Source organism: Gaoshiqia sp. US2 (assembly GCF_059705485.1).
Window position 1 is genome coordinate 4,258,308 of record NZ_AP048550.1, and the last position, 15,038, is coordinate 4,273,345.

General features: G+C 45.0%; 14 protein-coding genes. 5 read left to right on the forward strand and 9 right to left on the reverse strand.

The features are described 5' to 3' along the window. Both icd and AC6H3C_RS16905 read left to right on the forward strand, forming a co-directional pair. On the forward strand, positions 1-1,269 hold the full coding sequence (gene icd / locus AC6H3C_RS16900) for an NADP-dependent isocitrate dehydrogenase (RefSeq protein WP_497516587.1): 1,269 nt from the start codon (positions 1-3) through the stop codon (positions 1,267-1,269). Between the two features lie 37 nt (positions 1,270-1,306). Continuing rightward, on the forward strand, positions 1,307-2,626 hold the full coding sequence (locus AC6H3C_RS16905; RefSeq protein ID WP_497516588.1) for a citrate (Si)-synthase: 1,320 nt from the start codon (positions 1,307-1,309) through the stop codon (positions 2,624-2,626). A 99-nt stretch (positions 2,627-2,725) separates the two neighbouring features. Here the strand turns inward: AC6H3C_RS16905 and AC6H3C_RS16910 are convergent, their stop codons facing one another. The 6 genes from AC6H3C_RS16910 to AC6H3C_RS16935 all read right to left on the reverse strand — a co-directional run bounded on the left by AC6H3C_RS16910 (position 2,726) and on the right by AC6H3C_RS16935 (position 9,081). Then, the gene (locus AC6H3C_RS16910; RefSeq protein WP_497516590.1) at positions 2,726-3,148 is read right to left on the reverse strand and encodes a DUF3276 family protein; all 423 of its coding nucleotides are present in this window, start codon (positions 3,146-3,148) and stop codon (positions 2,726-2,728) included. A gap of 117 nt (positions 3,149-3,265) precedes the next feature. Beyond that, positions 3,266-4,084 carry a M48 family metallopeptidase gene (locus tag AC6H3C_RS16915; protein WP_497516592.1) on the reverse strand — a complete coding sequence of 273 codons (819 nt, stop codon included), beginning with the start codon at positions 4,082-4,084 and terminating at the stop codon, positions 3,266-3,268. Between the two features lies 1 nt (position 4,085). Beyond that, a complete protein-coding gene (gene folD / locus AC6H3C_RS16920; protein WP_497516594.1) occupies positions 4,086-4,967 on the reverse strand; it encodes a bifunctional methylenetetrahydrofolate dehydrogenase/methenyltetrahydrofolate cyclohydrolase FolD in 882 nt (293 codons plus the stop codon). A 16-nt stretch (positions 4,968-4,983) separates the two neighbouring features. Next, positions 4,984-6,312 carry a signal recognition particle protein gene (ffh, locus tag AC6H3C_RS16925; protein ID WP_497516595.1) on the reverse strand — a complete coding sequence of 443 codons (1,329 nt, stop codon included), beginning with the start codon at positions 6,310-6,312 and terminating at the stop codon, positions 4,984-4,986. 435 nt (positions 6,313-6,747) lie between these two features. After that, complete coding sequence (argS, locus tag AC6H3C_RS16930) at positions 6,748-8,541, reverse strand: arginine--tRNA ligase (protein ID WP_497516596.1); 1,794 nt, start codon at positions 8,539-8,541, stop codon at positions 6,748-6,750. A gap of 102 nt (positions 8,542-8,643) precedes the next feature. Then, complete coding sequence (locus AC6H3C_RS16935) at positions 8,644-9,081, reverse strand: OmpA family protein (protein ID WP_497516597.1); 438 nt, start codon at positions 9,079-9,081, stop codon at positions 8,644-8,646. A gap of 206 nt (positions 9,082-9,287) precedes the next feature. On the opposite strand from AC6H3C_RS16935, the gene AC6H3C_RS16940 reads away from it, so the two are divergent. The 3 genes from AC6H3C_RS16940 (at position 9,288) to AC6H3C_RS16950 (ending at position 11,644) form a co-directional block, all read left to right on the forward strand. Next, positions 9,288-9,755 (forward strand): 3'-5' exonuclease, encoded by a 468-nt coding sequence (locus AC6H3C_RS16940; protein ID WP_497516598.1) that lies wholly within the window; start codon positions 9,288-9,290, stop codon positions 9,753-9,755. Between the two features lie 65 nt (positions 9,756-9,820). Then, positions 9,821-11,395, forward strand: a complete 1,575-nt coding sequence (locus tag AC6H3C_RS16945) for an IS1634 family transposase (protein ID WP_497516599.1) — start codon at positions 9,821-9,823, stop codon at positions 11,393-11,395. Between the two features lie 15 nt (positions 11,396-11,410). Beyond that, positions 11,411-11,644, forward strand: coding sequence for an exonuclease domain-containing protein (locus tag AC6H3C_RS16950; RefSeq protein WP_497516600.1), 234 nt, complete (start codon positions 11,411-11,413; stop codon positions 11,642-11,644). A 38-nt stretch (positions 11,645-11,682) separates the two neighbouring features. Here AC6H3C_RS16950 and AC6H3C_RS16955 read toward each other — a convergent pair whose 3' ends face one another. The 3 genes from AC6H3C_RS16955 to AC6H3C_RS16965 form a co-directional block, all read right to left on the reverse strand. Then, positions 11,683-12,096, reverse strand: a complete 414-nt coding sequence (locus AC6H3C_RS16955; protein WP_497516601.1) for a DUF5606 family protein — start codon at positions 12,094-12,096, stop codon at positions 11,683-11,685. A 187-nt stretch (positions 12,097-12,283) separates the two neighbouring features. Next, complete coding sequence (locus tag AC6H3C_RS16960; RefSeq protein ID WP_497516602.1) at positions 12,284-14,083, reverse strand: OmpA family protein; 1,800 nt, start codon at positions 14,081-14,083, stop codon at positions 12,284-12,286. A gap of 20 nt (positions 14,084-14,103) precedes the next feature. Further along, entirely contained in the window at positions 14,104-15,033 is a 930-nt protein-coding gene (locus AC6H3C_RS16965; RefSeq protein WP_497516603.1) for a PorP/SprF family type IX secretion system membrane protein, read from the reverse strand. Between the last annotated feature and the right edge of the window lie 5 nt (positions 15,034-15,038).

Here is a 15,038-nt window from a genome sequence, read left to right on the forward strand (position 1 = left end):
ATGGGTGAAAAGATTACCTTGCAACAGAACAAACTGAACGTTCCCGACAAACCGGTAATCCCCTTTATCGAAGGCGACGGTATTGGCAAAGACATTAGCCTGCCCAGCCAACGGGTACTGGATGCCGCCGTGGAAAAAGCCTACGGAAATAAACGCAAACTGATTTGGAAAGAAGTTTATGCCGGCCGGAAAGCGTTTGTTGAAACAGGCAATCACCTGCCCGACGAAACCATTGAGGCATTCAAAACCTATCATGTGGGGATAAAAGGTCCGCTCGAAACGCCGGTCGGGGGTGGAATCAGATCGCTGAACGTCGCTCTTCGGCAAACGCTCGATTTGTATGTTTGCCTGAGGCCGGTACGCTGGTTCAAGGGGGTTCCGTCTCCTATCCGCTATCCATCACTGGTTGATATGCACATCTTCCGCGAGAATACAGAAGATATTTACGCGGGCATTGAATTCATGACCGGCGAAGAGAATACCCTGAAGTTTCAGGAATTCCTGTTTAAAGAAATGGGAATGAGCGAGCAGGTTCGTTTTCCCGAGAGTTCTTCATTTGGTGTTAAACCGGTATCAAAAGACGGTTCAGAAAGACTGATCCGGGCAGCCATTGATTACGCCATTGAGCGGGAATTGCCTTCGGTTACCCTGGTCCATAAGGGGAACATCATGAAATTTACCGAAGGAGCCTTTAAAAACTGGGGCTATGATTTAGCTGAAGCTGAGTTTGGAGAACAGGTGTTTACCTGGAGGCAATATCAGACCATTGAATCGACCAAGGGGCAAATTGATGCCCAAAAGGCCATCGAACAAGCGAAGAAAGACGGCAAAGTAATTATCAAAGACGTCATTACCGATGCCTTTCTTCAGGAAAGCCTGTTGCACCCCTACGATCATTCGGTGATTGCCACCCTGAACCTGAACGGCGACTATATTTCAGACCAGTTGGCCGCCATGGTGGGAGGAATCGGTATCTCTCCGGGAGCAAATATCAATTTCCAAAGTGGTTACGCCATTTTTGAGGCCACGCACGGTACAGCGCCCAGCATTGCCGGAACCGGGAAAGCCAATCCAAGCTCGCTGATCCTTTCAGGCGTGATGATGCTGGAGTACTTGGGTTGGGAAGAAGCTGCAGAACATGTTTTTGACGCCATGGAGCACACCTTCGCCAAAAGACGCGTCACGTCTGACCTGCACAGCATGATGGAAGGGGCAACCCTGCTGTCGACCACCGAATTCGCCGATGAGATAATCAGGAATATTCACTAACTTAAGGACAAAAACAAATCAATAAAATAAATTAAAGATGGAATACATTAAGAATAGGTTTTACGAAAAAGCAAGCAAGTGCATCGCTGAGTACCAAAAACTCAAAAACGAGCACGGCGACAAAGTGATCGCCCAGGTGACGATCGGTCAGGTCATGACTGGCATGAAAGGGGTTCCGAGTTTGATCACGGATACCTCGAAACTTGATGCCAACAGCGGAATTCGTTTCAGGGGATACAGTATTGACGAATTAAGACAAAAACTTCCCCGTCTTAACCCGGAAGGAGAACCGCTTCCCGAGGGATTATTCTACCTGATGCTTATCGGTGAAATACCGGAAGAAGAAGATGTTTTAAACATTTCAAAAGATTGGTCAACACGGGCGCATGTACCGCAACACGTGTTTGACGTGATTGATGCAATCCCGCGTACCGCAAGGCCAATGACCCAATTCAGCGCGGCAATTGTCGCCATGGCCACCGAATCGGTGTTCCAGAAAGCATACCGGTCGGGAGTAAACAAGAAGTACTACTGGGATTTCATGTACGACGATGTGATGAACCTCATTGCCCGTCTGCCCCGCATCGCGGCTTATATTTACCGCCGTAATTATTTTAAAGACAAACACATTGAGCCCGATCCGCGGCTCGACTGGGCCGGTAACCTGGCGCACATGATGGGCTACGATTCCGACGAAGTAAAACGGCTGATGCGTTTGTACATGGTTATTCATGCCGACCACGAAGGCGGAAACGTTTCGGCCCACGCCACTCACCTGGTCGGTTCGGCCCTGAGTGGTCCGTATTACGCGTTGAGCGCAGGAATGCTTGGACTTGCCGGCCCCTTGCACGGTTACGCCAACCAGGATGTTATTAACTGGATTTTTGAGTTGATGGATGAACTGGGAACCGATGAACCAAGTAAAGAGCAACTGGCCGGTTATGTGAAACGCACACTGGAGGCCGGCCGGGTTGTTCCGGGCTACGGACATGCCGTGTTACGGGTGACAGACCCGCGGTTTACCGCACAAAAAGAGTTTGCCGATAAGTACATCACACACGATAAACTGATCAACACGGTAAATAACCTGTATGAGGTGGTGCCGCCAATTCTGGGCAGCGTAGGAAAGATCAGTAATCCGTGGCCCAATGTAGACGCCTATTCGGGAGCCTTATTATATCACTACGGAATTAAGGAATATTCATTCTATACCGTTTTGTTTGGCGTATCGAGAGCGCTGGGCGTACTGGCCTCGCTGGTCATGGATCGTTTGTACGGACTGCCGATTGAACGTCCGTCATCTTATCCGTTAAAATGGTATAAAGAAAAAGCCCAAAGCGAAGGCGAAGGATGTTAAGATACCCTACGAAAGAGGCTGCACCAACCGGCGCAGCCTCTTCTATTTTTTCAAATCAAAATAATACAGTAATGTCTTTCCCCTTTTGTAAAAGTCAATTCAATTACTCAAGTCCTCGAATTCAACGCTGGTATAATCTTTTGCAAAAACTTCTTCCGTTTCTGTCAATACAACTTCTTCCTCTTCGTCTTCGATCACAGCCTGCGGTTCGTCGTAATTTTCTTCATCCATCACCGGCTGGTTGCCCATGATAAAGCCAACTACCTCATCCAAACCTTCTGCAAACTTCTCAAAATCTTCTTTATACAGAAAGATTTTATGCTTCTCAAAGTGGAATTTTCCATCCTGCTCGTAACGTTTTTTACTCTCGGTAATTGTCAGGTAATACTCATCTTTACGGGTTGATTTTACATCGAAGAAATAAGTTCTTTTCCCTGCCCTTACGGCTTTTGAATAAATTTCCTGCCGGAATTTACTGTCAAGTTCTTCATTCTGGTCGTCGTTCTTGTCAAAACCTTCCATCTTGCTCGTTTTTAGGTTATTTCCTTAGTTAGTAGCTCAAAAATAAAAAAATATTCTGAAAATTATTAAAACCTGTTAACAAACAGTACAAAGAAAGGCAATTCAACAAATGTTCACTTATCGGCTTTGGTAATATTTCAAGGCCTCGGGCATAATTTTCTCGAGGGCAGCAATCCGGTTTACATCAACCGGGTGGGTGCTCAGCAACTCGGGTGTTTTAGCTCCGCCGCCTTCCGACATCCGTTTCCAGAATGCAACTGCCGATCTCGGGTCGTATCCGGCCATGGCCATAAAAATCAATCCCATCTTGTCGGCTTCATACTCGTGTTTCCGCGAAAAAGGCAGCATCACTCCCACCGACGAACCCAGTCCGTAAGCAGCGGAGAAGATTGCCTGAGTTTCTTCCGGTTTTGTTTTTACAGCCTCCGACAAGGCAACACCACCCATTTGTAAAACCATTTGCTGGCTCATCCGCTCGTTACCATGACGAGCCACGGCATGGGCAACTTCGTGCCCCATCACCACCGCGATACCGGCTTCGTTTTGGGTATAAGGAAGTATTCCGGTATAAAAAACCACCTTTCCCCCGGGCATACACCAGGCATTGGGCACATCATCTTCAATCAGGTTAAACTCCCATTGAAAATTGGCAATATAACTTTCAAAGCCGTTGTCTCTCAGGTATTGCTCAACGGCGGCGGCAATATTCTTCCCGACGCGTTTTACCATATCGGTTTGCGCCTGATTTTTCGAGAGTTTATTCTCGTTCAAAAACGTGCCATAATTGGTTAATCCCATTTCCACCATGCTGGATTCGGGAAGTAAATTTAGCTGGCTTCGCCCGGTAAGGGGAACAGTACCACAGGATTGCACCAGAAATAATCCGGCAATCAATAAACTTTTCATTAATAAGTTTCTTACATCTGTTGTTTTCATATCATTCAAATTTATAAATCTCTTTTTTCGCTGCCAACAAGGTATTTTTAAGCAACGAAACGCGCGTCATCGGGCCTACACCGCCTGGAACCGGAGTAATGAACGAGCATTTTTCGGCAACCTCGTCAAAAGCAACATCGCCTTTTAACTTCCAGCCCGATTTTGTTTGATCTGATTTTATGCGGGTAGTGCCAACATCGATCACCACAGCGCCTTCTTTCACCATATCGGCTTTAACAAAGTCGGGCGAGCCAATGGCAGCAATCAGAATATCAGCCTTTGCGCAAGTTTCTTTCAGATTTTTGGACCGGCTGTGGGCAACAGTGACCGTTGCATTCATTTCTTTTTGCGACATTAATACGCTCAATGGCCGGCCAACAATATTACTTCTTCCGATAATGACACAATCCTTTCCCGATGTTTCAATCCCATGCCGTTTAATCAGATCAACAATCCCGTCGGGCGTAGCCGAAACGAAAGACGGAAGGCCAATCACCATCCGCCCGACATTAACCGGATGAAAACCATCTACATCTTTCTTCGGATCAATGGCTTCAATGATTTTCTGTTCGGAAATATGGGCTGGTAAAGGTAGCTGTACAATAAAGCCATCCACGTCTTCATCGCAATTCAGTTCCTCCACCTTGGCCAGTAATTCCGCCTCGGTCACCTCATCTTCGTAACGAATGAGGGACGATTTAAATCCAACTTCTTCGCAATCCTTAATTTTGTAGGCGACATAGGTTTCGCTTCCGCCATCGTGACCGACCAGGATCGCCGCCAGGTGAGGAGTCTTTCCACCTTTTGCTTTCAGTTCCTTCACCTGTTCTGCAATCTCGGCTTTGATATCGGCTGCGGTCTTTTTACCGTCGATTAATTTCATATTCGTGTTCTTCAGATTATTTCCGTTGCATATTTCCCATCATCCGGCCCAGGTTCTTCCCCTGCGAAACCATGCGCATCATTTTCCGGGTTTCGTCAAATTGCTTGATCAGGCGGTTTACTTCCTGAATATTGGTTCCTGAGCCCTCGGCAATGCGTTTTCTGCGCGATCCGTTCAGCACTGCCGGATCATTTCGTTCAGCCGGGGTCATCGAAAAAATGATCGCTTCAATGTGTTTGAAGGCATCATCATCAATATCGATATTTTTCAAAGCTTTCCCCATTCCCGGAATCATGGATGCCAGATCTTTCAGGTTACCCATTTTTTTGATTTGCTGGATTTGAGACAGGAAATCATCAAAATTGAATTGGTTTTTGGCCAGTTTCTTTTGCAACTGACGGGCCTGATCGGCATCAAATTGCTCCTGGGCGCGCTCTACCAGCGAAACGATATCTCCCATCCCGAGAATACGGTCGGCCATACGTTCCGGATAGAATACATCCAGGGCATCGAGCTTTTCGCCGGTACCGACAAATTTAATCGGCTTATTGACGATGGAGCGAATAGACAAAGCAGCCCCGCCACGGGTATCGCCATCCAGTTTGGTAAGCACAACGCCGTCGAAATCGAGACGATCGTTAAACTCTTTGGCCGTATTAACAGCATCCTGTCCGGTCATGGAGTCGACAACAAACAAAATCTCGTCGGGGGTAACCGCTTTTTTCACGGCTGCAATTTCGTTCATCATCTGCTCATCAATCGCCAAACGACCGGCGGTATCAATAATGACCAGGTTATGACCTTTTTCCTTGGCGTATTTGATTGCCGCCTGTGCAATTTTTACCGGCTCTTTATTTCCGTCTTCCGTATAAACCGGCACACCGATTTGTTCTCCGAGCACCTTCAACTGGTCGATCGCCGCAGGACGGTACACGTCGCCGGCCACTAACAGTGGACTTTTCGCCTTTTTCGTTTTCAGGTATTTGGCCAGTTTCCCGGAGAAAGTTGTTTTACCGGAGCCTTGCAATCCAGCGATCAGGATGATTGCCGGGTTTCCCTTCAGGTTGATGTCTGTAAATTTTCCGCCCATCAGGGTTGCCAGTTCGTCATGAACAATCTTTACCATCATCTGTCCCGGCTTCAGGGCATTCAGCACATCCTGCCCCAGGGCCTTTTCTTTGACAACTTCGGTAAATGATTTGGCAATTTTATAATTAACGTCGGCATCGAGCAATGCCCGTCTGACTTCTTTTAATGTTTCGGCAACATTGATCTCAGTGATTCGTCCCTCGCCTTTCAGCAATTTAAACGATCTCTCTAACTTCTCATTAAGATTTTCAAACATAGCAGAATCTGATTGTATTTTAAAGCTCGTGCAAAAGTACAAAAATAAAATATAGGGATTTTTCTTTAAAAGATTAAAAAAACGACTTTATGCGGGTAACCTTTAGCCAAAAACCGGAATATAGTCGTGTACCTGATTTTATACCGGTTTTTTTTGGGAGGAATGCTGTGATGAAAGAAATATCTGACTACTACGGATTGTTGTTTTGTTGTCCGATGAATTCGGAAACTAAGAGCTGTGCTTTTAGAGAAATCAGAAACAAAGACATCAACGAAAGAATCCAATACATGAAATTACTAAGCAAGGATGAACGGTCGGCGTTGATTATTAAGCACAAAAACTGTTTATCTCTGCGAGAAAATAAAGTCCCTTTTTCACGAATCGCAATTTTTTAGAAAGTCTGTGGGGGTCTGAGGACCCCCATTTTTTTTAGTCTTACATCCGCTCAGGAACCTGAATTCCCAACAAACCCATACCCGATTTTACAAGTTTTGCCACATTCTCCGACAAAATTAGCCTGAAATTCCGGATAGCCTCATTCTCTTCATTCAAAATAGAATGATCGTGGTAAAACTGATTATACTCTTTGACCAGATTATACACGTAATTGGCAATAATCGCCGGGCTATACGCATCGGCGGCTTCGTTAAGCGTTGCCGGGAATAAGGAGACGTTTTTTATCAATTCCTTCTCTTTTTCCGAGATCGTCAAAGATTTATCGAGTTCGGGCACCAATTCAATTCCTTTATCTGCGGCCTTACGTAAAACCGAGCGAATCCGGGCGTAGGTGTACTGAATGAACGGACCTGTATTTCCGTTAAAATCGATTGATTCTTCGGGGTTAAACAACATATTTTTACGCGGATCAACCTTCAGCATAAAATATTTCAAGGCTCCAAGCGCGATGATTCTGTAAGTTTCGTAGGCTTCTTCTTCCGTATAATCTTCTAATTTTCCCAGTTCTTCAGAAGTTTTCCGGGCTACCTCAATCATTCCGGCAATCAGATCATCGGCATCAACGACTGTTCCTTCGCGCGATTTCATTTTACCATGCGGCAACTCCACCATCCCATACGAAAAATGATGCAGCCCTTTTCCCCATTCGAAGCCAAGTTTGTCCAACAACACAGAAAGGGCCTGGAAATGATAGTTCTGCTCGTTACCCACCACATAAACCATTTTATCGATCCGGTAATCATTGAAACGAAGTTTTGCGGTACCAATATCCTGGGTCATATATACCGAGGTGCCGTCGCTGCGAAGTAAAATCTTTTGATCCAACCCGTCATTGGTGAGATCGGCCCAAACCGAGTTATCTTCTTTTTGAAAGAAGATGCCTTGTTCCAGTCCTTTCAATACTTCATCCTTCCCCACCAAATAAGTTTCCGATTCGTAGTAGATCTTATCGAAATCAACTCCAAGCTCCTGGTAGGTTACATCAAAGCCATCGTAAACCCAGCGGTTCATGGTTGACCAAAGCGCGATGGTTTCCGGATCTTTTGCTTCCCATTTGCGCAGCAATTCCCGGGCAGCTTCAATCGAAGGCGCCTGTTGCTCGGCTTCTTCTTTCGAAAGTCCTTGATCCATCAATTCTTTTACTTCCCGGCGGTAATGCTTATCGAACAGCACATAAAAATCACCCACCAGGTGGTCGCCTTTGATGCCCGTATTCTCGGGCGTTTTACCTTCGCCCCACTGCTGCCAGGCATACATGGACTTACAGATATGAATTCCGCGATCGTTGACAATGTTGGTTTTTACCACATTCTTGCCGGTCGCTTTTAAGATCTCGCCCAAGGAAAAACCCAATAAATTATTCCGGATATGCCCCAAATGCAACGGCTTATTTGTATTGGGAGATGAATATTCGATCATGACCACCGGAGACTCAGCCGTAGCTGCTGAAAAACCGTAAGAATCATCGCTGGAAGCATCTGCCAGCAAGTTAAGCCAGTAGCTTACTGAAACGGATAGATTTAAGAAACCTTTCACCACCGAATAGGCAGCCACATCGCTTACATTTTCCTGTAAGTAAGCGCCTAAATCAGCTGCGGTTTGCTCCGGCGATTTTCGGGATAAGCGTAAAAAAGGAAAGACCACCACGGTGAGGTCGCCCTCTACATCCTTTCGCGTATTCTGAATTTGAACACCTCCGGCGTCAATGTCTTGCCCGTAAAGTTCAGCAACAGCTTTTGCTATGTTCTCTTTGATTGTATGTTCGATAAGCATATCCATTATTTTTTGGCAGGGCAAAGATAATAGTTTCTGCCGGAATCGAACAGTAAAAAAGTCGTGGGTTCAGAGGTCTGTGTATATCCGTAACCGATTATTTTACTCGTCAACAAACAACTCAAACTCAACCCGGCGGTTCAGTTTTCTATTTTCTTCGGATGTATTCGGGAACGCGGGACAGGTTTTTCCCAGGCCTGCTGCTATGGCAATCCGGGAACGGCTCAGGCCCATACCTGTTAAAAACTGAACGACCGATTCCACCCGCTGTTCCGAAAGTTCCATACTCTCGTCATCACCGAGCAGATTGTCTGTATGCCCGTAAATGCGAATCCGGTATTCCGGGTTTTTGAGCAAAAGGTCGAGCAAATTGGCCAATCTGTTTTTTGTATAATTGGTCAGATAACTCTTACCCTGCACAAAATAAACCGGATAGAAGGTGACAACAGCTGTCTGAGATAGGTCACTATTCCGGCCTTCAGTTGCCCAAATATCCATTTCGTTTGGAAAAAAAGCCGGATCATCAATCCGGAATTTCATTTTTTGACTGATACATGACGCGTGGACCTGCACAAACGCATAACATAATAAGCTGGAAAACAATATAACCAACCCTTTCATAATCGCTATAATTCAAACCTAAAAACAAATTAAAGCCTTTTTTTTGATATATTTTTTTCCTTCTCAAAATTTATATCGTGAAATAAAATTCCAATCTTTGATGATTCAGAATTTGGAATTGAATTTTGTACTGCATTATCGACATAGAAACCACCGGACAGAGTTACAAAGAAGGTAAGATTACTGAAATTGCCATCTACAAACACAACGGGCTGGAAATTATCCAGTCGTTTGCGACACTGATTAACCCGGAGTGCCATATTCCTTATTTTATTACCAAGTTAACCGGTATTGATAATGAGATGGTGGCTAAGGCCCCGAAATTTTATGAGGTTGCCAAAACGATTGTGGAATTAACTTCCGGATCTGTTTTTGTTGCACATAATGCGGCCTTTGATTATCATTTTATCCGGGAAGAGTATAAACGACTGGGGTACGATTACAAACGAAAAACGATGTGCACCGTCAAGCTTAGCCGGAAATTTCTACCCGGCCATGCTTCTTACTCCCTGGGGCGGATTTGCAGCGATTTAAACATTCAAATTGACGGCAGGCCTGTTTTCGTCACTTTTTTTCCGATAATTTATATCTAATTGAAGCAGAATAAAATAGGCTCGTTTTATTTTGATTTTGGGTGTCTCATGGCTATTTTTGTTGCATGTTTGTTCGTCGCAAAGCAAATAAAACGGGATCGGTCAGTGTCCAGGTTGTTGACAAGAGCCATGGGCGTTACCGGGTAATCAAAAGTTTGGGTGCAGGGAGGACCGAGGCGGAAGTTGTCCGTTTAGAAGAGAAAGCTCGCCAACATGTACGCGAACTTACCGGAACAAACAGGTCTCTTTTTGAGGATGAAGATGAAATCAAGCTGGAGGACTTCCTATCAACCATTTCCAACTCACAGATACAAGTCATAGGCCCTGAAATCATATTTGGGACACTTTATGACCGGATCGGCTATGGCCGTATCCACAATGAGTTGTTCCGGCACCTGGTTATAACCCGGCTGTTTAATCCGGGCAGCAAGCTGAAAACGATCGATTACCTTTTCCGTTATCAAGGCGTTGTCTATAACATCAGTAAGATTTACCGGTTTCTGGACAACCTGTGCTTCCGCAGGGAGGCAGTGGAAAGCCAACCAGATGGGATCCCCGACATAAAAAAGCAGGTGGAAGATATCTCCTATTCCCATACGCTTCGTGTGCTGGGAGGGAAGATCGATGTGGTTTTCTACGACATGACCACGCTCTATTTTGAATCAAGCGACGAAGACGATCTTCGGAAAACCGGTTTCTCAAAGGACGGCAAACATCAATGCCCCCAGATTTTTCTTGGCTTGTTGGTTGGCCAGGGCGGGAACCCCATCGGTTATGAACTGTTTGAAGGGAATATTTTCGAGGGAAATACTTTTATCCCGGTACTGCAACGCATGGAAGAGCGGTATAACCTTGGAAAACCCGTTGTCATTGCCGATTCTGGCCTTTTGTCTAAGAAAAACATCTTGGCATTGGAAGAGAACGGGTATGAATATATCCTTGGGGCACGCCCCAAAAACGAAAACGACTTGATCAAGCAAAAGATTCTTGCCTTTGATTTAAAAGACGGTGATGTGCGGACGATAAAGAAAACAGGGGCCACCCGGTTGGTTTTGTCCCGGACAAACAAGCGGATGTCCAAAGATGCCCATAACCGCAAACGTGGATTGGACAGGCTGACCAAGCGCCTGAACAGCGGAAAACTGACCAAATCAAACATCAACAACAAGGGATACAACAAGTATTTAAAGATGGAAGGGATAGTTACCATCTCTATTGATTTGGAAAAGTTCAATGCCGATGCCGCCTGGGATGGCATAAAAGGATACTTGACCAACACTGCCCTTCAGGCAAAACAGGTGATCGCAAATTACAGGAACTTATGGTTTATTGAACGTGCTTTTCGTATGAACAAAACCGATCTTAGGGTACGTCCAATATACCATCGGCTATATAACAGGATCGAAGCCCACATTTGCATCTGTTTCACTGCATATACGGTAATGCTCGAATTGGAAAGATTGCTCAAGGCCAAAAAATCGGTCATTAGTTTGAAAAGGGCACAAGAAATAACGCACAATATGTACCAAATCCTTTATCAATTACCCTACTCGAAAGATACCAAAGCTCGAATGTTAAGAATGGATAGCGAGCAACAGGAACTATATGATATTATAATCCAATCCAAAACTGTAAATTGAAATTTAGGTGTCCCATTGACGAAAACAGGAAAAACGATGTGCACCGTCAAGCTTAGCCGGAAATTTCTACCCGGCCATGCTTCTTACTCCCTGGGGCGGATTTGCAGCGATTTAAACATTCAAATTGACGGCAGGCACCGGGCGGCAGGTGATGCCTTGGCTACGGTGAAGTTGTTTGAGTTGATTCTGACCCAACACGAGAATGTCCGGGATCAGGCGGGAGTGTCTCGTCAGCGCCGGCTATTTTAAACAAAAAAGTCATGCGTGAACATGACTTCGAAAACAGGCTACTCTGATTTTGTTTCTTCAGCGGCCTCACCTTCGTCAAAGTTCAGCAATTCATTCTTCAACAACAGGTTGTACCATTGAACCACCTTCTTCATATCGGAGGTATATACCCTGCTCTGATCGTAATCCGGCAGAACTTCTTCGAAAAAGGCTTTCAACTCGTTACCTGAATCTACCCCGGCCACTTCAAGGCTACTTTTCTTTTCAGCTATCTTTTTGAATACCTCTTTCAGCGACACTTCGCCGGTTCGCGTAAAAATAGCGATATCTTCCAGTGAACTTACTTTTGAAGTAGAATATACCGGCATCCGCTTTCCGGTTAGCACCGATTCCACAATAATGCCGTTTTTTGCTTCGGTAACCAGTTTATACAGACCTGGTTGACCTGAAATAGCTAAAATACCTTTCAACATAATCACTTTTCTAATTTTGAGAGGCGAATATACTATTTTAATGAAGGAAATAAAACAGAGCAGAGATTTTTATAGCCAAACCTCTGCTCCGTCGTTATCAATGAATCAATTGTCGGTATTTTACAATCGGCAATCCTCTACCCCAAACCAAATTGTATTAAAATACTTTCCTGCCAAGGCGGTGAGATTAAAGAATCTCTACCACAGTCCTCCTGTTTTGTGCGTGTTGTTCTTCGGTGCAGGGAACTCCGTCGTCACACTCGTTTACCAATTGCGTTTCACCAAATCCTTTATACTCCATACGGGATGAAGCAATTCCTTTCGAAATCAGGTACTCATAGGTTGATTTGGCTCTCCGTTCCGATAAGATCAGGTTAAACCGGTCACTGCCCCGGGAATCGGTATGCGATTCGAGGCGAATCCTCATTCCCGGATTTTCAGTCATCATTTCCACCAGTTTATCCAGTTCTCTGGCCGCATCCGGGCGAATATTGTGCTTCCCGAGATCATAATAAATGTTTTTCAACTCAATACGCGTACCGGCTTTCATCGAATATAAAGCCACCGAAAAAGTTGATACTCCCGGTTCAATTTTCACGGTTGAAAACTCAAAATCAGCAGCAATATACTGGTTGGCCGAAACATTGAGCACATAATTCCGATCCGGAGAAACAGATGTATAAAATTTACCCTGTGCATCGGTCGAGAGCGTTTCAATAGCTTTATGATCCAATAAAATACGGACCAGCGCTCCTGAAATCGGGTTGTAATCCATATCGACCACTTCCCCCTCCAATTGATACTGTGGTTCAAGAATTAATTTCTTCTCCATCACCTCAACCAGATCGCTTTCGGCCAGGGTAAATGATTGGGTAGCTCCCAGGTATCCCGGCTTGCTGGCCGATATGCGGTATTCCTCGTTCAGCTTTAATTTTGCCGCAAAGCGCCCGTCGGCATTCGACTTTCCACGGGCAATCACAGTCCCTTGCCGATTACTGATTTCAATTTCGGTATTTGCCACCGACTGATTGGCCTGCTTTGAAACAATCAGCAAATTCAGAGGAGCCTCGTCAAGCCTGAAAACATAAATATCATCACTCCCGGATCCGCCCTTCCTGTTTGACACGAAAAATCCAAACCGCTGGTTGTCATTGATCACCATCCCAAAATCGTCTGCCGGTGAATTAAACTGATCGCCCATAAGAACAACCTCGGACCCGGAATCCGGAGAAAACCTGGTATAATACAGATCCAACCCGCCAAATCCGCCTGACCGTTCGGAAGCAAAAATCAATGTTCCATCGGTATTCAGAAAGGGAAACATCTCATTTCCTGAGGTATTTACCCTGTTCCCCAGGTTAACCGGCTTGGTCCACTTACCGTCCACTTTAGCCGAGTAATACAAATCTGACTTCCCCATCCCACCCGGCATATCGCTGGCGAAAACCAGCGTGTCGCCGGTCTGGTTGATGGCCGGGTGAACAAGGGAATATTCCTTGCTGTTCAGCGGGAAATTCTCAACAAACTCCCAGCCGGAGCCAGTTTTTTGATACAGAACAATTCCTAACCGGAAATTCTCGGCTTTGTAAATGCCACTCTTTTCTGAAGAAACAACTTCATTTGACCGGGTTAGAAACAACTGACCCGATTTCTGACAATAACTCATCGGGCCTTCATGATAGTCCGACCGAATAGCTGTTGACTTCACCGGCATGCTTTTCATGTTTCCGAGTTCATCAATTTCACAAGTAAACAGTTCGTAAAATGAACTGCTTTCTTTTTTCCCCTTCACAAATGCTTGTTTCGTAAGCGAATTAAACATCAACTCAGAACCAATTATGGCTAAGCCAAAATCACTTGACGGCGTATTTATTCCGGGGTTCTCAACCACGACGTTCATATTGTCGAGCAGGTTCTTTGGCTGAGAAGTGGCAACCAGGGATGCCAGAAATAAAATGGATAACCCAAGCAAATATTTTTTTCTCATAGCAATTATATTTTCCATTATCAGAAATAACGAGGTGAAGCATACTTCGTCTTAACAAGATTCAATTCATAAGATACCATAATCTCATGCGTCCCGTTACTATACGATCTGAGCTTAGAGGTCTCAAAGTCGACGGCATAACCCACCCGCAACTTGTCGTTGATAATATACTGGGTATTAAAACCATAAGCGCCTGATGACCTGACCATTGCCCCAATCCAGAATTTTTCTTTCAGCAGAAAGCTGGCGTTCAGATCGCCAACTAAGGGAGAGCCGGTTACATAACGGGTAATAAACGAGGATTTAAACTTGACCGACTCACTCAAATCAAACACATACCCGCCGATCAGGGTAAAATGTCTCATTTCGGCATTGGTATTGTAATTCGTCGTTCCCATTTCAAAATCGTTTTGCAAAATTTTGGGAATAGAGAGCCCTGCATAATAGCGGGGAGCATACATGTAGGCGCCCAGACCAAAATTCGGCATAAACTTCCTGACCACCTCGCCGGTAAATGCCGGATCTTCTTCTGTAAAGAGTGAATGTTTACCCAGATTATTGTCATAATTGGTAAAACCCGCTTTCAGTCCCAATCTCAAATTCACTTTCTCCGTTAATTTTAAGCGGTACGAATAGTCGGTAAAAAGAGCAAACCGGTTGACAAATTGAATTTTATCATTGATCACCGACAATCCCAGGCCAATATTCTCATTTTTGAACGGAGCCTGAATGGTAAAGGTCTGGGTTTCGGGATTACCCTCAAAACCAACCCATTGATAACGACCGAGAGCCATCACACCAATACTTTCCCAGGTTCCGGCGTATGCCGGGTTATAGGATTGAACATTAAACATGTACTGACTATACATGGGGTCTTGCTGCCCGTAGGAAGCAAGCGCCCATACCGTCGCCCCAAACAGGCATATCGCATATTTTGAAATTAATTTCATCGTCT

Excerpts from the sequence above, each read along its gene's own strand:
- icd (WP_497516587.1), top strand. The coding sequence starts at position 1 with ATGGGTGAAAAGATTACCTTGCAACAGAACAAACTGAACGTTCCCGAC.
- AC6H3C_RS16905 (WP_497516588.1), top strand. The coding sequence starts at position 1,307 with ATGGAATACATTAAGAATAGGTTTTACGAAAAAGCAAGCAAGTGCATC.
- AC6H3C_RS16910 (WP_497516590.1), bottom strand. The coding sequence starts at position 3,148 with ATGGAAGGTTTTGACAAGAACGACGACCAGAATGAAGAACTTGACAGT.
- AC6H3C_RS16915 (WP_497516592.1), bottom strand. The coding sequence starts at position 4,084 with ATGAAAACAACAGATGTAAGAAACTTATTAATGAAAAGTTTATTGATT.
- folD (WP_497516594.1), bottom strand. The coding sequence starts at position 4,967 with ATGAAATTAATCGACGGTAAAAAGACCGCAGCCGATATCAAAGCCGAG.
- ffh (WP_497516595.1), bottom strand. The coding sequence starts at position 6,312 with ATGTTTGAAAATCTTAATGAGAAGTTAGAGAGATCGTTTAAATTGCTG.
- argS (WP_497516596.1), bottom strand. The coding sequence starts at position 8,541 with ATGCTTATCGAACATACAATCAAAGAGAACATAGCAAAAGCTGTTGCT.
- AC6H3C_RS16935 (WP_497516597.1), bottom strand. The coding sequence starts at position 9,081 with ATGAAATTCCGGATTGATGATCCGGCTTTTTTTCCAAACGAAATGGAT.
- AC6H3C_RS16945 (WP_497516599.1), top strand. The coding sequence starts at position 9,821 with ATGTTTGTTCGTCGCAAAGCAAATAAAACGGGATCGGTCAGTGTCCAG.
- AC6H3C_RS16955 (WP_497516601.1), bottom strand. The coding sequence starts at position 12,096 with ATGTTGAAAGGTATTTTAGCTATTTCAGGTCAACCAGGTCTGTATAAA.
- AC6H3C_RS16960 (WP_497516602.1), bottom strand. The coding sequence starts at position 14,083 with ATGAGAAAAAAATATTTGCTTGGGTTATCCATTTTATTTCTGGCATCC.
- AC6H3C_RS16965 (WP_497516603.1), bottom strand. The coding sequence starts at position 15,033 with ATGAAATTAATTTCAAAATATGCGATATGCCTGTTTGGGGCGACGGTA.